At 71.6% G+C, this 22,569-nt stretch carries 21 protein-coding genes; 6 read left to right on the forward strand and 15 right to left on the reverse strand.

Features of this window, described 5'->3' with window-relative positions; all coding sequences use genetic code 11:
- Window positions 1-5: 5 nt before the first annotated feature.
- From AB0C46_RS05555 to AB0C46_RS05565, 3 genes are all read right to left on the reverse strand, one after another.
- Window positions 6-1,292, reverse strand: a complete 1,287-nt coding sequence (locus tag AB0C46_RS05555) for an MFS transporter (RefSeq protein ID WP_362825906.1) — start codon at window positions 1,290-1,292, stop codon at window positions 6-8.
- A 290-nt stretch (window positions 1,293-1,582) separates the two neighbouring features.
- Window positions 1,583-2,596: an NAD(P)-dependent oxidoreductase gene (locus tag AB0C46_RS05560; protein WP_362825907.1), complete on the reverse strand. Its 1,014-nt coding sequence runs from the start codon at window positions 2,594-2,596 to the stop codon at window positions 1,583-1,585.
- Window positions 2,593-3,762, reverse strand: a complete 1,170-nt coding sequence (locus tag AB0C46_RS05565; RefSeq protein WP_362825909.1) for a lactate 2-monooxygenase — start codon at window positions 3,760-3,762, stop codon at window positions 2,593-2,595. The genes AB0C46_RS05560 and AB0C46_RS05565 overlap by 4 nt, the downstream gene beginning before the upstream one ends.
- A gap of 112 nt (window positions 3,763-3,874) precedes the next feature.
- Here AB0C46_RS05565 and AB0C46_RS05570 point away from each other — a divergent pair, with 112 nt between their 5' ends.
- Entirely contained in the window at window positions 3,875-5,041 is a 1,167-nt protein-coding gene (locus tag AB0C46_RS05570) for a helix-turn-helix domain-containing protein (protein ID WP_362825910.1), read from the forward strand.
- A gap of 42 nt (window positions 5,042-5,083) precedes the next feature.
- On the opposite strand, the gene AB0C46_RS05575 is transcribed toward AB0C46_RS05570, so the two are convergent.
- The 3 genes from AB0C46_RS05575 to AB0C46_RS05585 all read right to left on the reverse strand — a co-directional run bounded on the left by AB0C46_RS05575 (window position 5,084) and on the right by AB0C46_RS05585 (window position 7,762).
- Complete coding sequence (locus AB0C46_RS05575) at window positions 5,084-6,472, reverse strand: carotenoid oxygenase family protein (protein WP_362825911.1); 1,389 nt, start codon at window positions 6,470-6,472, stop codon at window positions 5,084-5,086.
- Window positions 6,469-7,128 carry a TetR/AcrR family transcriptional regulator gene (locus tag AB0C46_RS05580; protein WP_362825913.1) on the reverse strand — a complete coding sequence of 220 codons (660 nt, stop codon included), beginning with the start codon at window positions 7,126-7,128 and terminating at the stop codon, window positions 6,469-6,471. The genes AB0C46_RS05575 and AB0C46_RS05580 overlap by 4 nt, the downstream gene beginning before the upstream one ends.
- 172 nt (window positions 7,129-7,300) lie before the next feature.
- Window positions 7,301-7,762 (reverse strand): MarR family transcriptional regulator, encoded by a 462-nt coding sequence (locus AB0C46_RS05585; RefSeq protein WP_362825915.1) that lies wholly within the window; start codon window positions 7,760-7,762, stop codon window positions 7,301-7,303.
- 96 nt (window positions 7,763-7,858) lie between these two features.
- On the opposite strand from AB0C46_RS05585, the gene AB0C46_RS05590 reads away from it, so the two are divergent.
- Both AB0C46_RS05590 and AB0C46_RS05595 read left to right on the forward strand, forming a co-directional pair.
- Window positions 7,859-8,707: an SDR family oxidoreductase gene (locus AB0C46_RS05590; RefSeq protein ID WP_362825917.1), complete on the forward strand. Its 849-nt coding sequence runs from the start codon at window positions 7,859-7,861 to the stop codon at window positions 8,705-8,707.
- Window positions 8,708-9,445: 738 nt separating this feature from the next.
- Window positions 9,446-10,525, forward strand: coding sequence for a substrate-binding domain-containing protein (locus AB0C46_RS05595; RefSeq protein ID WP_362825918.1), 1,080 nt, complete (start codon window positions 9,446-9,448; stop codon window positions 10,523-10,525).
- Window positions 10,526-10,655: 130 nt separating this feature from the next.
- Here AB0C46_RS05595 and AB0C46_RS05600 read toward each other — a convergent pair whose 3' ends face one another.
- Window positions 10,656-11,360 (reverse strand): HAD family phosphatase, encoded by a 705-nt coding sequence (locus AB0C46_RS05600; RefSeq protein WP_362825919.1) that lies wholly within the window; start codon window positions 11,358-11,360, stop codon window positions 10,656-10,658.
- Between the two features lie 25 nt (window positions 11,361-11,385).
- Window positions 11,386-11,865, reverse strand: a complete 480-nt coding sequence (locus AB0C46_RS05605) for an Lrp/AsnC family transcriptional regulator (protein ID WP_362825920.1) — start codon at window positions 11,863-11,865, stop codon at window positions 11,386-11,388.
- Window positions 11,866-12,093: 228 nt separating this feature from the next.
- Between AB0C46_RS05605 and AB0C46_RS05610 the strand changes: the two genes are divergently transcribed.
- Together AB0C46_RS05610 and AB0C46_RS05615 are read left to right on the forward strand one after the other, a co-directional pair.
- Window positions 12,094-13,602: an FUSC family protein gene (locus tag AB0C46_RS05610; protein ID WP_362825922.1), complete on the forward strand. Its 1,509-nt coding sequence runs from the start codon at window positions 12,094-12,096 to the stop codon at window positions 13,600-13,602.
- 179 nt (window positions 13,603-13,781) lie between these two features.
- Window positions 13,782-14,831 carry a lactonase family protein gene (locus tag AB0C46_RS05615; protein ID WP_362825924.1) on the forward strand — a complete coding sequence of 350 codons (1,050 nt, stop codon included), beginning with the start codon at window positions 13,782-13,784 and terminating at the stop codon, window positions 14,829-14,831.
- A gap of 16 nt (window positions 14,832-14,847) precedes the next feature.
- Here the strand turns inward: AB0C46_RS05615 and AB0C46_RS05620 are convergent, their stop codons facing one another.
- The 7 genes from AB0C46_RS05620 to AB0C46_RS05650 all read right to left on the reverse strand — a co-directional run bounded on the left by AB0C46_RS05620 (window position 14,848) and on the right by AB0C46_RS05650 (window position 21,844).
- On the reverse strand, window positions 14,848-15,189 hold the full coding sequence (locus AB0C46_RS05620) for a nuclear transport factor 2 family protein (protein WP_362825925.1): 342 nt from the start codon (window positions 15,187-15,189) through the stop codon (window positions 14,848-14,850).
- 321 nt (window positions 15,190-15,510) lie between these two features.
- Window positions 15,511-16,374, reverse strand: coding sequence for a hypothetical protein (locus AB0C46_RS05625; RefSeq protein ID WP_362826424.1), 864 nt, complete (start codon window positions 16,372-16,374; stop codon window positions 15,511-15,513).
- A gap of 174 nt (window positions 16,375-16,548) precedes the next feature.
- The gene (locus AB0C46_RS05630) at window positions 16,549-17,577 is read right to left on the reverse strand and encodes a BadF/BadG/BcrA/BcrD ATPase family protein (RefSeq protein ID WP_362825927.1); all 1,029 of its coding nucleotides are present in this window, start codon (window positions 17,575-17,577) and stop codon (window positions 16,549-16,551) included.
- Complete coding sequence (locus AB0C46_RS05635; RefSeq protein ID WP_362825929.1) at window positions 17,570-18,658, reverse strand: phospholipid scramblase-related protein; 1,089 nt, start codon at window positions 18,656-18,658, stop codon at window positions 17,570-17,572. Before AB0C46_RS05635 ends, AB0C46_RS05630 begins: the two co-directional genes overlap by 8 nt.
- A gap of 23 nt (window positions 18,659-18,681) precedes the next feature.
- Entirely contained in the window at window positions 18,682-19,359 is a 678-nt protein-coding gene (locus AB0C46_RS05640) for a uracil-DNA glycosylase (protein WP_362825931.1), read from the reverse strand.
- Between the two features lie 150 nt (window positions 19,360-19,509).
- The gene (locus tag AB0C46_RS05645) at window positions 19,510-20,595 is read right to left on the reverse strand and encodes an exo-alpha-sialidase (RefSeq protein WP_362825932.1); all 1,086 of its coding nucleotides are present in this window, start codon (window positions 20,593-20,595) and stop codon (window positions 19,510-19,512) included.
- 145 nt (window positions 20,596-20,740) lie between these two features.
- On the reverse strand, window positions 20,741-21,844 hold the full coding sequence (locus AB0C46_RS05650; RefSeq protein ID WP_362825933.1) for an NADH:flavin oxidoreductase/NADH oxidase: 1,104 nt from the start codon (window positions 21,842-21,844) through the stop codon (window positions 20,741-20,743).
- A 166-nt stretch (window positions 21,845-22,010) separates the two neighbouring features.
- On the opposite strand from AB0C46_RS05650, the gene AB0C46_RS05655 reads away from it, so the two are divergent.
- The gene (locus AB0C46_RS05655; RefSeq protein ID WP_362825935.1) at window positions 22,011-22,382 is read left to right on the forward strand and encodes a transcriptional regulator; all 372 of its coding nucleotides are present in this window, start codon (window positions 22,011-22,013) and stop codon (window positions 22,380-22,382) included.
- Window positions 22,383-22,569: the final 187 nt, after the last annotated feature.

Genomic DNA, 22,569 nt, shown 5'->3' on the forward strand with positions numbered 1-22,569 from the left:
AGGCCTCAGACCTTGTGCAGCTGCCGGGCCGAGCCCTGGTCCCGCACCGCTGCCGGGCGCAGCGCCCGCCAGTAGAGCGCGACCCCCACCGCCAGCACGGCGACCGCGAACAGGAAGGGCGTGTCGAACGACCCGGTCACCTGCGCCAGCCAGCCGGTGAGCAGCACACCGCCCGCGGTGGCCGCCGTGTTGAGAAAGTTCATCAGCCCGCTGACCGCCCCCACCGCTCCCGGCGGGGCGAGCAGTCCGGGCAGCCCCCAGGCGACCGGCGCGGCGATGGCCAGCCCCGACAGGGAGACCGACATCCAGCAGACCGCGATGGCGGGGGATCCGGCGCTCCCCGCGGCGCCGATCGTGCCGCCCAGCGCCAGTCCGCAGGTCAGCACGGTTCTGCGGACCACCCACGGGTCGCGGCCCCGGCGGATCAGCCGGTCCACCAGCCAGCCCCCCACGGCGAGTTCGGCGACCGTCGCCATCGCCCACGGAACCATCGAGTAGAAGCCGGACTGCAACAGCCGTACGTGGAACTGCCGTTGAAGGAACTCGGGCATCCAGGTCAGCACGATGTTGATGGTGTAGCCGTAACAGGCGAAGCCGCAGGCCACGATCCAGACTCTGCCCGAGCGCAGCGCCGAGCGGAACTGCCGCAGCCCGCCCCGGTCGGAGTCCCGCGCCCCGCCCCGGAGAATGAACTCCCGCTCCGCCGGGCGCAGCGAGCGGTACTCGGACGGGTCCCGGTAGCCCCACCACCACACGACGGTGAACAGCAGGCTGACCGCGGCGCTGAACAGGAACCCGGCCCGCCAGCCCCACTCGCTCATCACGAACGCCAGCACCGGGAACGCCACCATGTTGGCCAGCTTGGTGGCGCCGTCGAACAGCGCCGTCGCCATACCGCGCTCACTGACGGGGAACCACGCCGCGGTCGCCTTGGAGGCACCGACCATCGAGGGACCCTCGGCCACCCCGAGGAGCAGCCGGGCCAGGATGATGGGGCCGACCCCGCCGGCCACCGCGGTCAGCAGGCCCGCAACGGCCCACAGCGCGGAGGCGATCCGGGTGAGCCGCGATACGCCCAGGATGTCCACGAGCATGCCGGCGGGTAACTGCACCAGGCAGTACGACCAGGTGAAGGCCGAGAGCACCACACCGAGTTGCTGAAGGTCGAGCCCGAATTCGTCGGCGATCGAGGAGCTCGCCACCGATATCGCCGTACGGTCGAGGAAGTTGACGACGATACCGCCGGCGAGCAGTCCGCCGATCGCCCATCGGGTGCGTCCACGGGGTTCCACGAGGGTGCGCCAGCCTTTCCAGGTGAGGCCTTGCTTGCGCTCCTGTCCGCCCGTCGGCGGGCAACGCGTGAGGGTGCCGCCGTGCGGAGAGGAGCGTGTCGAAGCCGATAACGGGCGGACGCTACTCCTGTCGCCGAGGGGGCAGCCGTCGGGCGTGTCGAGAAATGGCGGTGGCGCGCCAGGAACGCGCCACCGCACGGCCCCGCCCCTGTGTGCGGGCCCGTGGACCGGTACCCCGAACAATGGCTGAAATTCAGGAAGGAGTGCGTCCGCGCGGCCGGCGGGTGCCGTTACGACACGATGTCCCGCAACGGCTTGCCCGCCATATGGTCGATGACGTTCTGCACGGCCGCCAGGGCGATCCGGACCAGCGTCTCGCGGGTGACGCCCGCGACGTGCGGGGAGAGGACCACATTCGGGGCCTTGAGCAGACGCAGCGCCGCCGTGGGCGGTTCGGGGTCGAAGACATCCACGCCGGCCCCGGCAAGGGTGCCCGCCTCCAGGGCGTCCGCGAGGGCGTCCTGGTCGATGAGGGCGCCGCGTGCGGTGTTGATGACGAACGCGGTGGGTTTGAGGAGGGCGAGGCGCTCCGCGTCGAGGAGGTGGCGGGTGCGGTCGGTGAGCGGGGCGTGCAGGGTGATGTAGTCGGAGGTGCGGAGCAGGTCGTCGAGGCTCATTTGGCGGGCGCCGCCGAGACGGGCCTCGGTCTCCGGTCCGGCGGACTTCGGTCCCGTGTAGACGATGGTCATGTCGAACGCGACGGCGCGACGGGCCACTTCCTCGCCGATATGGCCGAGGCCGATGATGCCGAGGGTCTTGCCGGACAGCTCGGTCAGGGACTGCTGCAGGCGCGGCAGTGCCCAGTCGGCCTCGACGAGGGCCGTGTGGGCCGGGACCAGCTGCTTGGCGAGGGCGAGCATCAGGGCGAAGGTCTGTTCCGCCACATTCTGCTTCTCCGCGCCGCTGGAGCCGATGTTGCAGACCGGGATGCCCCGCTCGCGGGCCGCGTCCAGGTCGACATAGTCGAAGCCGTGGCTGGCGCACTGGACCAGCTCCAGCTGCGGTGCGGCGGCGAGATGGTCCGCGGTGACCGGGCTCAGACCGGTGATCAGGAGGTGGGCGTCGCGCAGCGCCGCCGGGTCCTCGTCCGCCGACTCGACGACGGTGACCCGGGCCTGGCCGGGGAAGAGACCGGACAGCGCGGCTCCGGCGGTACGGCCGCCGACATGCGGCGAGACGATGGCGAGCACGTTCTTCACGGAGTGCGGCTCCGGGAGCGGGTCCGAGTGCGGCGCGGTGGTCATACGAACTCCTCGATGAGGTCGTCGGCGGTCAGGGTGGTGGGGCGGGAGTGCCCGGACAGCGCGAGAGTGAGGTCGAACTCGGCCAGCAGACAGCGCAGAACATGCTCGACGCCTGCCTGGCCGTCGAGGCCGAGACCGTACGCGTAGGGCCGCCCCACCAGCACTGACCGCGCGCCCAGGGCGAGCGCCTTGAAGATGTCGTCACCGGTGCGGATACCGCTGTCGAAGAGGACGGTGAGCCGGCCGGCGGCCGCCTCGACGACACGCGGCAGCGCATCGGCGGCGGCGACGGAGCCCGCCACCTGGCGGCCGCCGTGGTTGGAGACGACCACACCGTCCACGCCGGCCTCGGCGGCCCGCAGTGCGTCATCCGGGTGCAGAATGCCCTTGAGCACGATCGGGCCGTCCCAGTTCTCCCGCAGGAACGCCAGGTCCGGCCAGGTTTTGGCGGGGTCGGCGAACATCCCCACGAAGTGCCGGACCGCCGCGTTCGGGTCCTCGTGGACCGGCTTGGCGAGCCCTGCCTGGAACGCGGGATCGCTGAAGTAGTTGGCGGTGCCCACCCCGTGCAGGAACGGGAGATAAGCCTGGTCGAGGTCGCGCGGCCGCCAGGCGAGGAGCGGGGTGTCGAGCGTGACGAACAGTGCGGTGTAGCCGGCCGCCTTCGCCCGGTTCAGGAAGCTCCTGGTGACCTCGCGGTCCTTCGCCCAGTACAGCTGGAACCACCGCTCCCCGTCACCCATCGCCTCGGCGACCTGCTCCATGGGGGTGCTGGAGGCGGAGGACAGGATGTACGGCAGGCCCTGGTCCGCGGCTGCCCGCGCGGCGGCGGACTCCGCGTCCGGGTGCATGATCGACAGCACTCCGACGGGCGCGAGCGCGAGCGGCGCTGGCAGTGTGCGGCCGCACACCTCCACGGACAGGTCGCGTTCCTGCACATCGCGGAGCATCCGCGGAACGATCCGCCGGCGGTCCAGTGCCGCCCGGTTGGCGTCGGCGGTGCTGCCGGTGCCCGCGCTGCCCGCCACATAGCCGACCGGTCCGGGGCCGAGACGCTGCTCGGCGAGCCGCTCCAGCCGGGTCAGATCCGTCGGCAGCCGCGGTACGGCGCCCGTCATGCCGTGGAGATAGATCTCGTACTGGAAGTCCGCCCAGTGCTTCGCCATCCGTACGTCCCGCCTCTCGTCGCTGAGACTGCGTGCTCACCCGAGATCCTGGCGACAGTGACAAGACCCGTCCACCGCGCTGCGCACAACACGCGGGTGGAATCATCACCCTGTGACAGAGGAACGGGAGCGCATCCGGCAGCAGCTGATCGCTGACCCACGGGTCGTCGCGACGATCGTCGCCGCCGTACGCGAGCAGGTACCGGCCTACGCCGTGCTCGACGACAGCCGGCTCCACGAGGTACGTGCCATCGCCGCCTGGGCACTGGACCGGCTGCTCCATCTCTGGGCCACCGACGGCGCACTCACCCCGGCCGATCTCCGGCGGTTCCGCGGGATCGCGGCGGCACGGGCCGCGGACGGCCGCCCGATGCCGGCGGTCCTGCGGGCCTACCGGGTCGCGGCGACGGTCCTGACGGACGAGATCGCGGCCGCCACGCCCCCGCCGACGGCACCGGACGCCTTCGCGCTCACGCGCATGGCGCTGACCACCCTCGACACCCTCTCCGAGGAGATGGCCACGGCGTACACCGCCACCAGCGAGGACCTCGCCGGGGACCGCGACCGCGCACTGCGGCTGCTCCTCGACGACCTGATCACCGGCCGGCACGCCTCCATCGGGGCACTGACCGACCGGGCAGCCCGGCTGGGCGTCCAACTCACCGACCATTACTGCCTGTTGGTGGCGGAGCCCATCGATGAGGCCGGACCCGCCGTGACCCAGGAAGCCGCCCTCGGGCTCCTCGCCGCGCTCAACGGTCCCGGCGGTGCGGGCACCTTCCCGGCGACGGTCCGCGGCTCGCGCCTCGTCCTGCTGCTGCCCGCCGCAGCCGGCGGGCGGGCGCCGGAGGTCCTGCACGAGCGGGGCCTGCGCGGCTGTGCGATCTCGGGGGAGAGCCTGGACCGGATCGCCGTCGCCTATCGTCTCGCGGCCGACGCCCTGGACACGGCGCCCGCACACGCCCACCACCCCGCGCGGGTCCTGACGGACGGGGACGCCCAGGTGCTGGCGCTCCTCGGCGGCCGCCCCGCCGCCACTCCCGAACACCTCAGCCGCCTGATCCTCGGCCCCCTCGTCCAGCCCGGCCGCCACCACCTCATGGCGGCGCTCACCACCTACCTCGACATGGGCTCCGCGAACGCCGCCGCGCGCAAGCTCGGCCTCCACCCGCAGTCGCTGCGCTACCGTCTGCGCCGTATCAGCGACCTCACCCATCGCGACCCACGCGACCCCTGGCAGCGCCTCACCCTGGACATCGCCCGGACGATCGCCCACTGAGCGGCCCGGCAGCTCCTCGCCCGGCCACCGGGCTGCTCATGGTCACCCGGCCAGGGCGTAGCGAGGCACCTCCCGCTCATCCCCGGGCACCCAACTGCCGTGCAGACCGAGCGGCACACGCACGGGCAGATGAATACGGGCGATCGGCTCACCGCTGAAGTCGCAGGCCGACAACAGCACCAGATCGGTGGCGCCGCGATCCGGATCGAACACGTAGGCCATCACATATCCGTCGTCCTCGGCGGTGGGCGACCCGGCGGAGACGAACACGCCCTCGCTGACGGCCCCGAACCGCCCGAACTCATGCGCCTCGGACGTGCCGCGCAGCAGATCGTGTTTGAGCAGCGCGTTACTGAACCCCTCGTCCGGCCGGGTGTCGCCAGGCCCGGCGGGTGGCGCGTAGAGCTCGACCGCGGCGGTGTACCCGTACCGGTAAGGACGCCCGGTGTAGTGGGAGTTGAGCCGTGGGAACTCCTGGACGCGGTCGTCGAGCCGGTCCTCGCGCAGCTTTCCGGCCGTCAGGTCGACCGTCCAGCGGTCCAGTGTGGGGCGGCTGGTGCCGACGTCCCTGATGTCGAAACCCTCCGGGTGCCGGACGACGTCGATGATGAGTTCACTGCCGTCTTCGTAGGCGTTGAGCGTGTGCCCCACCAGGCTCGGCGCGACCTCGAACCAGCGCACCGCACCCCCGGCACGGGGCATCACGCCCACTCGCGCCGGGCGGTTGCCGTCCCAGACGAACGGGATCCCGGTGGGCAGATGAGCGGCGCTGAACACCACGGGCGAGTCGAAGAGGAGCACATGGCGGTCGGTCAGGGCGAAATCGTGCATATAGGGGTTGCCCGGTACCTCGATGGTCGTGGCCCGCAGGACCACTCCGGTCTCGTCCATCACGATGTGCTGGACCTGGTCGGAGCCGTAGCGGAACGCCAGCGAATGCAGCTCACGGGCGCGGGGGTCGAAGAGGGAGTGGGCGTTGGCGCTGTAGCCCTGCGGTGTCGCCCCGAGCGCGCAGGGGCCGATCGTGTCCAGGTCGTAGGTGAGTTGGTACGGGCGTATCCCGCCCTCGATGAGTGCGAAGGTGCGGCCCGCGAGACCGACGACCTGCACGTTGGGGGAGATGTCCATCAGTTCGTCGACGGGCGTGCCGCGCCGTGGTTCGCCGAGCCGGTCGGCGATCGCGGTGGAGCGGACCCAGCGGTTGCGGTACCACTCGGCGCGGCCGTCGCGGATTCGGACGCCGTGGACCATGCCCGCACCGAGGGTCCAGAGATGGGTGGCGGCGTCCTCGATGCCCAGTGGGTTGGGCCCGTTGCGCAGGTAGCGGCCATTGAGATGGGCGGGTAACCGGCCGGTGACGGGCAGGTCGTAGGCGGTGATCTCCTCGGTGACCGGAGCGAACGACCCCGAGAGATAGCGGTTGCCGGTCATGAAGTCTGGCCCTCTTCGGTGGGGGAAGCGGAGTCGGTGGTGGCGGTGGCGGGCCGGGCGCTGAAGGCCTGCGCCACCGCCGTCATCAGCGTTTCGTAGCGGTGCGCGGCGGTGTCCGGGGGGAAGTGTCCGGCGATCTCCAGGCTCACAGCCCCGTGTGACGCGGCCCAGAGGATCTTCGCGATCTCCTGGGCATCGCCCGGCCGGAAGGCCCCGGAGTCGATGCAGGCGGTCACGGCAGCGGTCGAGGCCTCAAATGCGGTCTCGGCGACGGCCAGTGCCCCGGCACTCGGCCGGAAGCCGGGGACGGCCTGCTCGAACATCACGCGGTAGTAGGCGGGTTCGGCCAGTGCGTGATCCCGGTAGGCCGTCCCGAGGTTGCTCAGTCGCGTCAACGGGTCGGCCGCGGCAGGAACGCGCTCCTGCGCCCGGCGCAGCCGGGCGAACCCTTCCCGGTACAGGGCGTCGGCGAGCCCTTCCTTGCCTCCGAACATGGTGTAGAGAACCTTGGTCGACGAGCCGACCTCGGTGGCGATCCGTCGCATGGTCAGCGCGGCGGGACCCTCCGCGACCAGCAGGCTGATGGCGCGGTCGAGGATCGCGGTGCGCACGGCTTCCTGGCCGGCGCGCTGGGCATCCTGATAGAGCGTGCTCATGGGTAACAATGTATCCGCTCGGGAATCGCTGTTACCCAAGCGGGTGGCTGTTACCGCTGCGTGCCAATGCTGCGCCGTTCCTGCTCGCCGTTCCTGTGCCGGCGCTGGTGTTGCCGCTCACACCCGGGGGAGTCGTCCGGAGTCGTCGATCCCGCCCCCGGATCCCGCTGTATCAGCCGTCCTTGTTGGCCTTGAGCTTCTGCCACACCGTGCTCAGCGCTTCGAGGTCCTCCTGGTCGAGGAGGTCGGTGAACACCGGGGCCAGGCAGGCGCGTCGGGTGGCGTCGGCCTCTTCGAAGAGCCGGTGGCCTTCCGGTGTGAGGGACACCTCGACGGAGCGGGCATCGCGGGCCGAGGGGGTGCGGGTGACCAGTCCGCGGCTCTGGAGGGCGTCCACGACGCGGGAGACCTGGCTGCGGCTGAGCATGGTGCTGTTGCCGAGTACCGAGGCCGGGACCGGATCCGGGCTGGCGGCGAGCCAGAGCATGACCTCGAACCAGGAGACCGGCAGGTCGTGGGCCTTGCTCAGGGCGCGGTCCACGCGTTCGGTGAGGACGGTTCCGGCCCAGACCAGCCCGTAGAAGGCGTGATCGGCCACGGGCATCTCGGCCTGGGTGAGCTTCCTTTTCGCCATGCAGCAAGGCTACCGGTTGCGTGTGTGCACACATAATGCTTATGGTGTGTGTACACGCACTTAAGTCAGCCGCTTCGTCGGTCCGAAAGGTTCACCATGTCTTCCTCCTCGTCCAAGGTTGTTCTGATCACCGGCACGTCCTCCGGTATCGGCCTCGCCGCTGCGGTCGCCGCGGCCCGGGCCGGCTGGCGGGTGGTGGCGACGCTGCGCGACACCGGCCGCTCCGGTGCGCTGCGCAAGGCGGCCGAGGAAGCGGGGGTGGAGCTCGACGTCCGGCAGCTGGACGTCACCGATGAGGGCTCCGTCGCCGCCGCGGTCGACGGGGTGATCGCCGATCACGGCCGCCTCGACGCCGTGATCAACAACGCGGGTGCCGGACACCTCGGCACCCTTGAGAACGAGAGCGTGGCCGCGGTGCGTGCGGTGATGGAGGTGAACTTCTTCGGTGTGCTCCATGTCTCGAAGGCGGCACTGCCGCATCTGCGGGCCACCGGCGGCCGTCTGATCACCGTCACCAGCGTCGGCGGGATCATCGGTCAGCCCTTCAACGAGGCGTACTGCGCGGCCAAGTTCGCCGTCGAGGGGTACATGGAGAGCCTGGCGCCGGTGGCGGCCGGCCTCGGTGTGACCGTGTCCGTGGTCGAACCCGGCGCTGTGGCGACCGAGTTCGTCAACAACATCGGGGTCGATCTGGCGGCCGAGGTGGCCGCCGCGGGCCCGTACGCGGACGCGCTGCAGGCGTACCTGGACCGCACCGTCGCCCAGTTCCTCGGCAGCGCGCAGACTCCCGCCGAGGCCGCCGGGGCCGTGCTGGAGGCGCTCACCGCGGACCGGCCCGCGTTCCGCCTCCAGACGTCCGACTGGGCATGCGAGTTCACCGGCACCAAGCTCACCGACCTCGACGGCTCGGCGGTGCTCGGTCTCACGGGCGGCTGGGTCGGCTGACCCGGCGGGCGGGAACCCGCGGCGCGCCCCGGGTGCCGGACGGCTGGCTGTGCGGTATCCGCCGCGGTGGGCGCTTGCGCCTCGTTCGGCGAGAGGGATCGGAGGGAATCGGCGGCAGAAAATCAAGCCGAAGAGATTCCCAGGGGGAAATCTCCCGGGAGTGATTCCCGGGGAATTTCCATTGGTGTCGCTGTAATTGACCGCGGCGTGCGGCCGGGAAATGGTCAGTTCGGCGGCAGTTCGCCATCGGGGCGACGGCGGTCGGCGCATCGACTGTCCTGACCGGGGTGTCCGGGGCTCGTCGGCTCACCGGCCACTCCGGAAAGCTGCGCGCAGCACCTATTTTCCCTCTCTCCCTCGTGGTGGTCCGGTACGTGAGAGGGAAGGCGCCTGCTGTGCCGCTCGCGAGCGTGTGGTCCGGCGTGGTCGGGCAACTCCGTTCAGATATGCCCTGGTTGACGGGTCGTTCGACAGGGAAGGGGTGGGTGTTACCCCGCGTTACACTTCGGGATTCGAGTCCGGGCGCCCGGCCGGGAAAGGGAACGTTCCGGAGCGATACGGAACTAATTGAACTTTTCGGTACTGTCCGGAACGCCCGTCGACTGACGGCGGTTCAGGGAGTCAACTCACAACTCACTTTCATATCGTTGTGGCTTTGATTCTTGACGGTAGGGCCGCAGGTGGCGTTCACTTCAGCCGTTCTGGGCCGGTCAGGCGGCCCCTTTGGAGGTACCGGAAATGAATGCAATAATGCGGCGTGCCCTCACCGGCGCAATGGCGCTTTCGCTCACCGCACCCTTGGCGGCCTGCGGAAGCGATCAAAAGGATGCCGGTGCCGGCCAGGACTCCATAGGCCTGCTCCTCCCGGAGACCAAAGCGGCCCGTTATGAGAAGTTCGACCGCCGTATCATTTCTTCGCGTATTGCATCGCTCTGCCTCGAATGCAAGGTTGACTACCACAATGCCGAGCAGCAGGTCGGCACCCAGAAGAGACAGTTCGACGCGCTGGTGAAGAAGGGCGTCAAGGTCATTATTCTGGACCCTGTCGATGCCGCGGCGGCCAAGAGCTGGGTGGATTCGGCCGCAAAGAAGGACGTCAAGGTCATCGCGTACGACCGGCTCGCCGAGGGCGATGTCGCGGCCTATGTCTCCTACGACAACGAGAAGATCGGCCGGCTCCAGGGGCAGGGCATTCTCGCCGCTCTCGGTTCCCAGGCGGCCGCCTCCGACGTCGTCATGATGAACGGCTCACCGACCGACCCGAATGCACCGGCCTACAAGAAGGGCGCCCATGACGTCCTCGACGGCAAGGTGCGGAAGATCGTCTACGAGAAGGACATCCCCGACTGGTCCGCGGCGATGGCCAAGAAGGAGATGACCGACGTCATCAACGCCCAGGGGGCGGAGGGCTTCGACGCGGTCTACTCGGCCAATGACGGTATGGCGGGCGGCATCGCCGCGGCACTCAAGTCCGCCGGTATCAAGAATGTGCCGGTCGGCGGCCAGGACGCGGAACTCCCTGCGCTGCAGCGGCTGGTGGCCGGAACCCAGTACTTCACCATTTACAAGGAAGTCAGGCCGGAGGCCGAAACCGCCGCCGAAATCGCCTTCCGTCTGCTGCGCGGCAAGAGCATCAAGTCCCTGACGACGACCACCGCCGACAGCAAGAGCAAGTCCGGTATCCCCGCTCAGCTGTTCAAGGCGCAGATCGTCACCAAGAAGAACATGAAGAACACCGTGGTGCGTGACGGCGCCGTCCGGACCGACCTGCTCTGCGAGGACCTCGCCGACGCCTGCAAGTCCGTCGGCCTGGAGTGACCATCCCTCAGTGAGCTCTGCGGAGCAGAAGTACCTGTCGGTGGCCGGTGAGCGTGACCGGCCACCGACCGGCACGGCGGTCGTCCCCCTGGCCACCCCGGCCAGGCATCTTCTCAACCGCCGCGGTTCCTCATCGTCGGAGCCAGTCGTACGCGGCGCGTGCCGTGAACTCCCCCTGGCCGCCCTTGAACAGCAGCCCCGCGCCGGCGAACGCCGGGTCATCGGCGGTGCCGGCCACATACGGGACGGCGATGCACCGCATCCCCGCCCGGTGAGCCGCGAGCGCACCGGGCGCCGCGTCCTCCAGCACCACACAGTCCGTGGGATCGACACCCAGCCGGCGCGCGGCCTCCAGGAAGACATCCGGCTCCGGCTTGCCGTGCGCCACCTCCTCGGCCGACACGACCGTGGTCAGCAGCGCATCGAGCCCCGTACCGGCCAGCACCGCCTCGATCGCGGCCGGCGACGAGCCGGACGCCACCGCCATCGGATGCCCGGCCGCCGACAGCCGCTCCACGAAGACGCGCATCTCGGGGAAGACCTCGGTGTGCGCCCGCGCCAGCTCCAGATAGGTGCGGTTCTTGCCGGCCAGCAGCTCCTCGACCGGGGCGTCGAGCCCGAACTCCCGGCGGAGCGTCTCCAGCGTTTCGCGGGTGCCGATGCCGATGAAGCGGGTGTGATGCTCCCAGCTGAAGTCGCGCACGCCGTAGTCGGCCAGCAGCCGGCGGCCCGCCTCGTAGTAGTTCGGCTCGCTGTCCACCAGGGTGCCGTCGAGATCGAAGATCACCGGAGCGGGCGGGGCGGACGTGACCGGGGAGGCGGCGGAGGTGCTCATGCCCACCAGGATGCCAAGCGGCGGCTCATTGCGGCCCGGCGGTGCCGCCCACCGCCTCGACCAGCGGCAGCATCCGGTGCGGCACCCGCTCCCGCAGCGCCATCTCCGTACGGGTGCGGACCACGCCCGGCAGGCTGATCAGCTGCTGGATCACATCCTCCAGATGTGCCGCGTCGCGTGCCACCACCCGGGTCAGCAGATCCCCGCCGCCGGTCGTCGAGAACGCCTCGATGATCTGCGGCACCTCCGCCAGCGCGTCGGCCACCTCCTCCAGATGCCCCTGTGTGACCTCGATGTGCACGAAGGCGAGGATGGGGTGGCCGAGCGCGGCGGGGGACAGCCGGGGGCTGTAGGCGGTGATCACACCGTCCCGTTCCAGGTGGTCGAGACGTGCCTGGACGGTGCCCCGGGCGACGCCGAGGAGCCGGGCGTACTCCCGGACGCTGGTGCGCGGCTGCTCCAGCAGCAGCCGCAGGATCTTGGCGTCCAGGGCGTCCACGGCCATGTCAATGATCTCCTCACGAGTGGCTGAAAACGAGCTGTCACCCTCGGTCACGCTCCTGCCCATTGGCCTCCTTCTGGAGGCAGGGGAGGCCCTGGAACTGTACCAATGGCACAGCGTTCACGACCTCTGTTGAGCAACCTGCCGCAGGGATGCTGTGATGGCCCCGTCGATGGCGCTGCGGATCCCGCGGCGCCTTTTTCATGCGGGCATGTCGAAGGGGCGGAAGCTGTGCTGAAGAGGGTGTTCGTGGCTCCGGATCCGGGTCTGCTGCGGTTGCGCAGCGCCACCCGGGCGGTCCTCGGCATCGGCCTGGCGGTCACGGTGTGCGCGCTTACCGGCCATTCGCTCGTCGCGGCCATCACCGGCGGGCTGGCCGCGCTGCTCGCCCTCTTCACGGTCACCGACACAACGGTCCGCGGCCAGATGGTCACCACCGCGCTGCTGCCGGCGGTCGGCTTCCCGGTGCTCGCCGTCGCGGCGCTGCTGCACGATCATCCGGTGGGCCGGGACGCGGTCTTCGTCGCCGTCGTGGGCGCGGGGGTCTACGCCCGCCGCTGGGGGCCGCGCGGTCACGCCCTGGGCGTGTTCGCGTTCATGACCTTCTTCGCGACGCAGTTCCTGCACACCGTGCCGGACCAGCTGCCCGAGCTGTACACCGCGGTCACCCTCGCGCTGCTCGCCGCCGCCACCGTCCGCTTCGCCGTGTGGTGCTACGAGCTCCGGCTGCCCGCGGCGGCCGTGCCCGCCCCGTCGGGAGCCAGGGGGCTGGCCCGGGCGACCACCCGCCAGGCGATCCAGGCGACCGCCGGCAGCGCCTTCGCCCTCCTCGTGGGCCAGCTGCTCTCCGAGCAGCGGTGGTACTGGGCGGTGGGCGCCACGTGGTGGATCTTCGTGAACACCACGTCGCGCGGCGAGACCCTGGTCCGGGGCTTCCGCCGGGGCCTCGGCACGGTGCTCGGCATCGCCCTCGGGCTGGTCGTCGCCGTCCCGCTGCACGGAGCGCTCGTCCCCTCGGTCGCCCTTGTCGCGGTCAGTGTGTTCGGGATCTTCTACACGGCCGCGGTCTCGTACACCTGGATGATGCTCGCGGTGACGCTGATGGCCGGGCTGCTGTACGGGCTGTTGGGTGTGCTGGACCCCGCGCTGCTCGCACTGCGTCTCGCCGAGACCGGCGTGGGGGCACTCGGTGCGGCCCTGGCGGTGCTCCTCGTGCTGCCCGTCACCACCCACGCCACCACCGACGCCTGGATCCAGCGCGCCCTGCGCTGCGTCCACCGCTGCACCGCCGAGGCCGCCGCCCGCCTCGCCGGCTCCACGACCGCCGACCCCGCCCCGCACGTCGCCGAACTCGCACCCCTGCTGAGCCGGGTACGGCTCTCGCTCGCCCCGCTGGTGCACCCCCTCAGCCCGCTGCGCGCCCGTAAGGCACGGGCCCGTCAGGTGCTCACGCTGCTCGACGACTGCGCCCGTGAGGTCCGCGGACTGGCCTCCATCGCCGCCGACCCGGAGGCCTCCCACGACGCCCGGCTCACCGCCGCCTGCCAGCGCGTGGAGGCCGCCGTCGAGGCCCTCACCACACCGCGCGGCGCACGCCACACGGCGGCCACCGCCGTCGCGGTGTCGCAGCCTCCCGCGGCGGAACCCGCGCTCGTCCATCTGCACGGCCTGGAGCGGGCGCTGGCCGAACTCTCCGCGCCCCTGCGAAGCTCCCCGCGCTCCCCGCTGGTCGACGCCTGACCCACGGCGCAGCGCGCAGCCGGCCCGCCCACGCGCCCTTCGCGGAGTCTTCAGCGCCCGCCGGAGCACGTACGGCCACGGCCCCGAAGGCGGGAACCGGCCATCGCCCGGGACGCCCCGCCCATGACTGTTAGCGTCGCCGCAGCACCTCAACGGGCAGGCGGACGAAGGGCGGACCAGTGGGGACGAGCGTCAACGGCCGGCGGGCGTACATCGGATCGTTCACCACGGCCGGCGGCCTCGGCATCACCACCGCGGCCGTCGACCCGGAGTCCGGCGCCCTCACCCCGCTGCACTCCACCGGCGTCGTCCCCAACCCCTCCTACCTGGCGCCGAGCCCCGACGGCCGGTACCTCTACGCGGTCAGCGAGATCCCCGACGGCGCCGCGGCCGCCTTCGCCCTCACCGCCCGGGGACCCGAACTGCTCGCTCCCGCCGTCCCCGTGGACGGCGCCGATCCCACCCACCTCACCCTGGCCGACGGCCGGCTCGTCACCGCCAACTACAGCTCCGGCAGCGTCAGTACGCTCCCCGTACGGGACGACGGCACGCTCACCGGCCCCGCCACCGTGCTCGCCCACCACGGCAGCGGCCCGCGGACCGACCGCCAGGAGGGCCCGCACGCCCATGCCGTGGTGCCCGACCCCAGCGGCCGCTGGCTGCTCAGCGCCGACCTGGGCACCGACTCGGTGCGCAGCTGCGCCCTCGGCGCCGGCGATGGGCCGCTGACCGTACACACCGAGGCGGGCCTGCGGCCCGGCAGCGGCCCGCGGCATCTCGCCTTCCATCCGCGCGGCGACCGTGCCTATGTCATCAATGAACTCGATCCGACGGTGACGTTCTGCCGCTGGGACGCCGACCGGGGTGTGCTCACGCCGCTGGGGGAGACCGGCCTCCTCCCGGACGGCGCCGCCACGGAGGGCACCTTCCCCTCCGAACTGGTCATCTCCCGGGACGGCCGGTTCGCCTGGGCCGCCAACCGGGGCCATGACAGCCTCTCGGTCCTCTCCCTCGGTACGTCCGGCGACACCGCGACGCTCGTCACCACCGTCCCCTGCGGCGGCCAGTGGCCCCGCGACCTGGCGCTGCACCCCGACGGACGGCACCTCTACGCCGCCAACGAGCGTTCCGGCGACGTCACCTGGTTCACCGTCGACCCGGCGACCGGCATCCCGGCCCGGGGCGGATCCGTTGCGGCACCGGCCGCCTCCTGCGTGGTCTTCGTCTGACCTGCCCGGGGCCGCCTCACCCCTGCGGGAAGTTCCCGCCGAAGTACACCTGGGTCTCGGTGACCCGGCCGTCCCGCACCGTCATCACCTCGACATTGCGATGCTGCTCGCCCGTTTTCAGCTCGTACGCGTACCGGACGAAGACCTGCTCGCCATCGAGGGCCACGGCATCGAGAATCTCCTGCCGCCGGAGCCGGTCCACCGTGGGGAAGCAGATTTCGAGGAACGCGGCCTTGCCGATGTGATCGTCCTGCGGGCTGGTGAAGACGAAATCCTCGGCGAGCAACCGGTCCATGGCCGCGCGGTCCTGAGCGAGATAGGCCGCGAAGGCGGCGCGGACGACATCGATGTGTGACATGAACTTCCCTCCTGGGCGGCCCGCTCGCCCACGAGAGACGAGCGGTCGGCGCATGGTCTTTACAGGACGTTAGACCTGGCCGGATTCCCGGACTCATCGGTCGGCGCGTCAGGGGGACGGCAGGCGCCTTGTGTGCGCCTCTCGCGGCCGTACGGCCATTCGCCCGCCCGCACCACCCGTCGCCCTGCCGGGCCGCCTGACGGGCATCTGCGCCGCTGAGGAGGAATCGGACGCATCGCCTCCGCCCGGACACGGCGAAGGGCCGCCCCGCGCGCTGCGCGACGACGGCCCTTCGGAGAACGGCGTCCGGTCCCGGAGTGACTAGCGGACCGGAACCCCCTGCGTCTGCGTCGGAAGGGTGATGCCCACCGCCGCCGCGTAGTTCGAGAGCACCAGCCGGCCCACCGTGCCGTAGGCACCCAGCGCCTCGGCCGAGGCACAGCCCGCCTCCGCCGCGGCCGCCCCCAGGAGGCCGTCGGTGATCTCCGGGCCGATCAGGTACGGGGCCAGCGCCAGCTGCTGCGAACCCGATTCCCGCAGCTGCTCGGCCGTACGGGAGATGGCGCCCTCCTGGTCCAGGGCGGCGGCCAGCACCGGCACCGCGAGCCGCGCGGAGAGCAGCATGCCGGTGATCCCGGCGGCCTGGACGGCCTCCTCGCCGCCCACGGTGGCCAGGATGATGCCGTCGGCCGCCGTGGCGACCGTGAACAGCCGGGCACGGTCGGCCCGTGCCAGACCGGCCTCGGAGAGCCGGACGTGCAGCGCCTCGGCGAGCAGCGGGTGCGGGCCGAGGACATCGGTCAGCTCGGCGCCGGAGCCGCTGTTCATCATCGCCTGGCGTATCCGGCGCAGCAGGGCGCTGTCCGGTCCGGCCAGCAGCGGCACCACCACCGCGGCGGGGCCGGGGTCGGGCTGTCCGTCGGCGCCCACCCGGTCCTTGTGCTCGGCGGCGGCACGCGCCAGCACGGCCTCCAGGGACGGGAACTCGTCGTCGCCACCGTCGACATAGCCGATCCGGGCGTCGAGGCCGGGGAGTTCGGAGCGGGCGATGCTGGAGACCTCCTCCGCCAGGCTGCGCGAGGCGGCGGAGGGGGTGCCGGGCACGGCCAGTACCAGGGCGGGCGCGCCTTCGGGCGCGGCGAGCGGTTCCGGCTTGCGGTGGCGGCCGGACTGCCTGCGCGGCATGCGTACCGGCAGACCGGGTGCGGCTCCCGGGCTCGGGGAGGCGGCGTCAAAATCGGGCGAGCCAGGTGCGGGCCCAGTGGGGGAACTCATGGCGTCGCATGCTAACGCCTCGGACCACCCCCGCGCGGAGGGAGGGTTCGGTGGAGCGGTATCCGTCCCGATTTATCCCGCGCGTCACCCCGGCGCAGGCCGTGTGATCTGCAACAACTTCCGATCGGTGGGCAGTGCCAGACGGTCGCCGGCCAGTGCCGCGGCGATGGCCAGCGACCCGTCGAGCGGGCTCCCGGCGGCGGCTGTCGTACGGGCGTCCGGCAGCCGCTCGGCGAGTGCCGTACGCAGCGGGGCCAGCAGGGGCTCACCCATACCGAACAGCCCGCCGGTGCAGGCCACCGTGGTGCCGGCGCCCGGCGGGCAGGCCGCGGCCGCGGCGTCGGCGATATGGCCCGCCGCGGCACGCAGGACGCCGAGGGCCACCGTGTCGTCCTCGGTGGCGCAGCGGGCGACCTCCGGGGCGAACGAGGCCAGTACGGCGGGCCGGTCGGGGCGTGGATAGAGCGCGCCGGGCAGCCCGGTGACCGGCCCGAACACCGCTTCCGCGCGCGCCAGCAGGGCGGCCGAGCCGCCCGGCCGTCCGTCGTACGCCCGCAGCGCGGCCTCCAGCCCGGCCCGGCCGATCCAGGCGCCACCGCCGCAGTCGCCCAGCAGATGGCCCCAGCCGTCCGCGCGGCGCCAACCGCCCGCCGGGGTCAGGTCCGTGCCCAGGGCGATCATGCCGGTGCCCGCGGCGATCACCGCACCGGGCCGCTGGCCCAGGGCCCCGGCGTACGCGGTGACGGCGTCCGCGGCGAGCGCGAGCTGCCGCAGCCCGAACGCGGTCGCCAGCGCAGCCGGCAGCCGGGCACGGAGCTCCTCGCCCAGCGTGGCCATACCGGCCGCCCCCACGCACACCGCGACGAACCCCTCGGCCCCTGTTTCCCGCGCCAACTCCGCTGCGGCGGGCAGTAGTTGGGACAGCAGATGCTCCGCGTCGATGCCCGTGGGGCCGGTGCGTACCGGCCCGTCCGAGGTGCGCACGGCCAGCGGCCGGGCCTCGGCGTCATCGGCGCGTGCGACGGCGATCCGCAGGCCCGAGCCGCCCGAGTCGACGCCGAGGACATGGCCCGCCCCGAGGGCGTCCGGGCCGCGGCCGGCCGGCTCACCCAAAGCCGCGGGCGTCCTGCTTGAGGGCGGTGTCGACGGTCAGGGCCGTGGCGACGACCAGGCTCAGCAGCGGGTCGGGCAGCTGCTGGTGGATCTGCAGGACGTAGTTGTCCGCGCTCGTGAACATCGTCTTGGCGAGGCCTTCCCAGGTCTTGGTGATCCGGGCGATCTCGGTGTCGGCGTGGTCGACGATGGCGAAGTTCCAGGCGCGCCAGTTCTCGGCCTTGATGGCGCCGATCTGCTGGCCGTTGACCATCATCGCGAAGTTGATCTTCCCGATGGCGTTCTGCTGCACGATCTCGCCGACCGGCGAACCGTCCGGACGCTGCACGACCACCTTGGACTTGATGATCTTCGCGGGCCGGGTCAGCACCAGCTGCGGCTGGCCGAACGCGTCCCGGATCTCCAGCTTGTGGGTCATGTACTGATCGAGGCTGGAGACGACCCGGAGCACCTTCTTGGCCGTGCTCTGGCCGACCTGGACGACCGCGCCCAGGGTGTTGCCGTGCTGGTCGAAGACGCTGTACTCGTTGGTGACCTCGATGAGCTTGGCCTTCTGGCTGACCACCAGCACCGGTTCGGTGAACAGGGTGCCGGCGCCCGGACCGCCGGGCGCCACTCCGGCCTGCTGCGGCACGGCGCCCGGGTGCGCACCCGGCTGCCCCGCCATCGGCTGCTGTCCGTACGGCTGCTGCATCGGCTGGCCGGTCGCCTGCATGGGCTGGCCGGGCGCCTGCTGGGGGTAGCCGTAGCCCTGACCGTGCTGCGGTGCGCCGCCCTGCTGCGGGCCCGGATACGGGGCCTGGCCCGGTGCCTGCGCGGGCTGCTGCGGAGCGAACTGCTGCTGCGGGGGCTGCTGCGGAGCGAACTGCTGTGGCATCTGCTGCTGCGGGGGCTGCTGGGTGGCCTGCTGCGCGGGCGCCTGCTGCAGGCCCGGCTGCCCTGTCCGGCCCTGGTCCGGCGCCGCGGCCTGTTGTCCCGGGTGGGTGTGCTCCGTCCACTGGGACCCGTCCCACCAGCGAAGTTGGTGGGGGGTGCCCTGCGGGTCGGCGTACCAACCCGCAGGGATGTTCGCATTCGTCATGCCAGGCACACTATCGCCCGGTGTCAGGGCAGCCTCCAGTCGACGGGCTGTGCGCCCTGGCGCACCAGGAGGTCGTTCACCCGGCTGAAGGGCCGCGAGCCGAAGAAGCCCCGGTCGGCGGACATGGGGGAGGGGTGGGCGGACTCGACGGCCGGCAGATCGCCGAGCAGCGGCCGCAGATTGCGCGCATCGCGCCCCCACAGCACCGACACCAGTGGGCGTCCGCGCGCCACCAGTGCCCGGATGGCCTGCTCGGTGACCTCCTCCCAGCCCTTCCCGCGGTGCGCGGCGGGCTTGCGGGGAGCCGTCGTCAGCGCCCGGTTCAGCAGGAGTACGCCCTGTCGGGTCCACGGCGTCAGATCGCCGTTCGAGGGGCGGGGGAGCCCGAGGTCGGAGTGCAGCTCGCGGAAGATGTTCTCCAGGCTGCCGGGCAGCGGGCGTACGTCCGGCGCCACGGAGAAGCTGAGCCCGACCGCATGCCCCGGGGTGGGGTAGGGGTCCTGTCCGACGATGAGGACCCGCACCTCGTCGAAGGGCTGCTGGAAGGCGCGCAGCACATTGGTGCCGGCCGGGAGATAGGTGCGTCCCGCGGCGATCTCCGCCCGCAGGAAGTCACCCATCGCGGTGATCCGTCCGGCAACGGGCTCAAGTGCCTTGGCCCAGCCCGATTCGACAATGTCTTGGAGAGGTTGTGCAGCCACGGGATCACCCTACTGGCCGCGGCCCCCTCCCCTTCAACCCATGGCCCGGGCAACCGGCCGCCCGGAGCGGCGGGACGCCCCAACTGTCCTGCCCCACCGCTCCGTTCCCCGGCGCGCCGGCCGTTTCCTCGCCCTCCGCCTGGCTCCCCCTCAGGCAACGGCGGCCGCCCGTACGCACAGCACATCCGGCAGATGGGAGGCGAGCTGCTGCCAGCTGTCGCCGTCGTCCCCGCTGGCGTACACCTCGCCGTTGCGATTGCCGAAATACACCCCGGCGGGGTCGCTGTCGTCGACGGACAGCGCGTCCCTGAGCACCGTGCCGTAATGGTCCTCGTCCGGCAGTCCCGCGCTCAGCGGCTCCCAGAACCGGCCGGCGTCGCCGGTGCGGTAGACCCGGCAGCGGTGCTCGGCCGGCACCCGGTCGATATCGGCGGTGATCGGGAAGAGGTAGGCGACGTCCCCCGTGCGCGGATGTGCGGCGACCGCGAAGCCGAAGTCCGAGGGGAGGCCGCTGCCGATGTCCGTCCACTTCGCGCCTGCGTCGTCGCTGCGGTAGACGCCCCAGTGGTTCTGCAGATACAGCCGGTCGCGGTTGACCGGGTCCTGCGCGATCTTGTGGACGCACTGGCCGAACTCCGGATGCTGATCCGGCAGGAAGACCGCCTTCACGCCCTTGTTCGACGGTGCCCAGCTGGCGCCTCCGTCGAGGGTGCGGAAGACCCCGGCCGCCGAGACGGCGACGGTGACCGCGTCGGCGTCCCGCGGGTCGGTGATCACCGTGTGGACGGCCAGCCCACCGCCGCCGGGCACCCATTCCTCCCGGCTCGGGTGGTCCCACAGCGCCCGTACGAGCTCGAAGGTCTCGCCACCGTCCTCGGAACGGAACAGACCACCGGGCTCGGTGCCCGCATAGACCACATCGGGGGCCGCGGGCCCGGCCGGATGCAGCTGCCACACCCGCTCCAGGGAAGTCCCGGTGTCCTGCGGGTACTTGACCGCGGGGCGGGAGGGCTCGTGCCAGGTCTCGCCCAGGTCGTCGGAGTGGAACACCGACGGGCCCCAGTGGGCGCTGTCGGCACCGGCCAGCAGCCGGGGCGTCGCGCGGCGGGTGTCGATCCCGAGGGAGTACACCGCCTGCGCGGGGAAATGCGGACCGCTCAATTCCCAGTCACCATGCCGCCGACGGCCGATGAAGAGCCCTTTGCGCGTGCCCACCGCGAGTAGTACGTCAGTCATGCCGGAACACCTCCGGGACGCCGTTGTCTCAGATAGTGGCAAGTCTGCACCCGACCACTGACAATGGCGTCCCGGTGTATATCCGCGCAGGTCGGACGGTGCGGCATCCGCTCCCGTCGGGATGGCGCACGCCCTTCCGGCGGCCTCAGACGGCCGAGCGGTACGGCTGCGGCGCCGTGACCTCCGCACCCAGTTCCCGCGCCGCGTGCTGCGCGAAGCTGGGGGAGCGCAGGAGCTCACGGCCGAGCAGTACGGCGTCGGCCTGACCGTCCGCGATGATCTTCTCGGCCTGCCGCGCCTCGGTGATCAGACCGACCGCGCCCACCGCCAGGCCGCTCTCCTTCTTGACCCGCTCCGCGAACGGCACCTGGTAGCCGGGCCCTGCGGTGATCTTCGCGTCGGGTGCGTTGCCGCCCGTGGAGGTGTCCAGCAGATCGATGCCGTGCTCCCGCAGATCGTGGGCGAAGCGGACGGTGTCGTCGGCGGTCCAGCCCTCGCGCGCGTCGCTCTCGTCCTCGGTGAGCCAGTCGGTCGCCGAGATCCGGAAGAAGACCGGCAGTTCGTGGGGCCAGACCGCCCGTACGGCGTCCACGACCTCCAGCGCGAACCGCGTCCGGTTCTCGTACGAGCCGCCGTACTCGTCGGTGCGCCGGTTGGTGAAGGGGGAGAGGAACTCATTGATCAGGTAGCCGTGCGCACCATGGATCTCGGCCACCTGGAAGCCGGCCGCCAGCGCCCGCCGCGCCGCCGCGCCGAACTGCGCGACGCGCTCACGGATCTGCGCCACGGACAGCTCCGCCGGGGTCGCGAACCCGTCGTCGAACGGCACCGGGCTCGGCCCGACCGGCTCCCATCCAAGCCGCTGACCAGGGAGGATCGGGGCGCCGCGGTTCACCCAGGGGCGCTCGGTGGAACCCTTCCGGCCGGCATGGGCGAGCTGGATGCCCGGGACGGTGCCCTGGGCCTTGAGGAAGTCGGTGATGCGCCGGAACGCCTCGGTCTGGGTGTCGTTCCACAGCCCGAGGTCGTACGGGCTGATGCGCCCCTCGGGGCTCACCGCGGTCGCCTCCGCGAGGATGAGGCCGGTTCCGCCCGCCGCTCGCGCGGCCAGGTGCTGGAAGTGCCAGTCGCCGGGCACCCCTTCTGCCGGGCCCTCGGGGGCCGCGGAGTACTGGCACATCGGCGCCATCCAGAGGCGGTTCGGGACGGTCAGCGAGCGAAGGGTGATGGGCTCGAACAGTGCGCTCACAGCAGGCTCCTGTACCTGAGGATGAACGGGTACCGGCCGGAACCCGCAGTCATACGATAGGCGTCGTACTACGGCGGATGTCAAACTACGACGCTTCTCGTACAATGAGCGGGCGGGCCGGCGCGCCAGGCCATACCGCGACCCGCAGAAGGAATCAGGAGCCGCCATGCCGACCGATACGACCTCCCCGCGTACCCCGTCGGGTGCCCGCTCGCTGGAGCACCCGGCCCGTGAGGACATCCGGCTCGCCGACGTGTTGCATGCGCTCTCCGACCCGATGCGACTGCGGATCGTCTGCGTCCTGGCGGCCGCCGAGGGCGAGCTGAACTGCGCGGACGTCGAACTCCCGGTCAGCAAGTCGACCTGCACCCACCACTTCAGGGTGCTGCGCGAGCACGGCGTGATCCAGCAGCTCTACCGGGGCACGGCCAAGATGAACCGACTGCGCCGGGCCGACCTGGAAGAGCTCTTCCCCGGCCTGATCGACGGCGTCCTCCGGGGGGCGGGCCTGCAGGCCCGCCGCCTCGGGGAGGAGTGAAAGGGCCGGCCTGGGGGCGGCGCCTTCAACGGCGCACGCCCGCGCCCGCGCGCGTGGCCGGCCGATCGGCCTGGCCACGTCCCCGGGCGACCGGCCCACCCGCGCCCCAGCTGACCGGCTTACCCGCGCCCCCAGCTGACCGGCCCACCCGCGCACCCAACTAACCGGCCCGCCTTCGTCCCCGGCT

The sequence above is a fragment of the Streptomyces sp. NPDC048637 genome (assembly GCF_040650675.1).
Taxonomy (GTDB): Bacteria; Actinomycetota; Actinomycetes; order Streptomycetales; family Streptomycetaceae; genus Streptomyces.

What these genes read in the sequence shown, in the direction of transcription:
- AB0C46_RS05600 (WP_362825919.1), bottom strand. Translation starts at nt 11,360, where the DNA reads ATGAGCACCTCCGCCGCCTCCCCGGTCACGTCCGCCCCGCCCGCTCCG.
- AB0C46_RS05595 (WP_362825918.1), top strand. Translation starts at nt 9,446, where the DNA reads ATGAATGCAATAATGCGGCGTGCCCTCACCGGCGCAATGGCGCTTTCG.
- AB0C46_RS05655 (WP_362825935.1), top strand. Translation starts at nt 22,011, where the DNA reads ATGCCGACCGATACGACCTCCCCGCGTACCCCGTCGGGTGCCCGCTCG.
- AB0C46_RS05620 (WP_362825925.1), bottom strand. Translation starts at nt 15,189, where the DNA reads ATGTCACACATCGATGTCGTCCGCGCCGCCTTCGCGGCCTATCTCGCT.
- AB0C46_RS05635 (WP_362825929.1), bottom strand. Translation starts at nt 18,658, where the DNA reads ATGACGAATGCGAACATCCCTGCGGGTTGGTACGCCGACCCGCAGGGC.
- AB0C46_RS05575 (WP_362825911.1), bottom strand. Translation starts at nt 6,472, where the DNA reads ATGACCGGCAACCGCTATCTCTCGGGGTCGTTCGCTCCGGTCACCGAG.
- AB0C46_RS05625 (WP_362826424.1), bottom strand. Translation starts at nt 16,374, where the DNA reads ATGCCGCGCAGGCAGTCCGGCCGCCACCGCAAGCCGGAACCGCTCGCC.
- AB0C46_RS05580 (WP_362825913.1), bottom strand. Translation starts at nt 7,128, where the DNA reads ATGAGCACGCTCTATCAGGATGCCCAGCGCGCCGGCCAGGAAGCCGTG.
- AB0C46_RS05585 (WP_362825915.1), bottom strand. Translation starts at nt 7,762, where the DNA reads ATGGCGAAAAGGAAGCTCACCCAGGCCGAGATGCCCGTGGCCGATCAC.
- AB0C46_RS05590 (WP_362825917.1), top strand. Translation starts at nt 7,859, where the DNA reads ATGTCTTCCTCCTCGTCCAAGGTTGTTCTGATCACCGGCACGTCCTCC.
- AB0C46_RS05605 (WP_362825920.1), bottom strand. Translation starts at nt 11,865, where the DNA reads ATGGCCGTGGACGCCCTGGACGCCAAGATCCTGCGGCTGCTGCTGGAG.
- AB0C46_RS05560 (WP_362825907.1), bottom strand. Translation starts at nt 2,596, where the DNA reads ATGACCACCGCGCCGCACTCGGACCCGCTCCCGGAGCCGCACTCCGTG.
- AB0C46_RS05565 (WP_362825909.1), bottom strand. Translation starts at nt 3,762, where the DNA reads ATGGCGAAGCACTGGGCGGACTTCCAGTACGAGATCTATCTCCACGGC.
- AB0C46_RS05645 (WP_362825932.1), bottom strand. Translation starts at nt 20,595, where the DNA reads ATGACTGACGTACTACTCGCGGTGGGCACGCGCAAAGGGCTCTTCATC.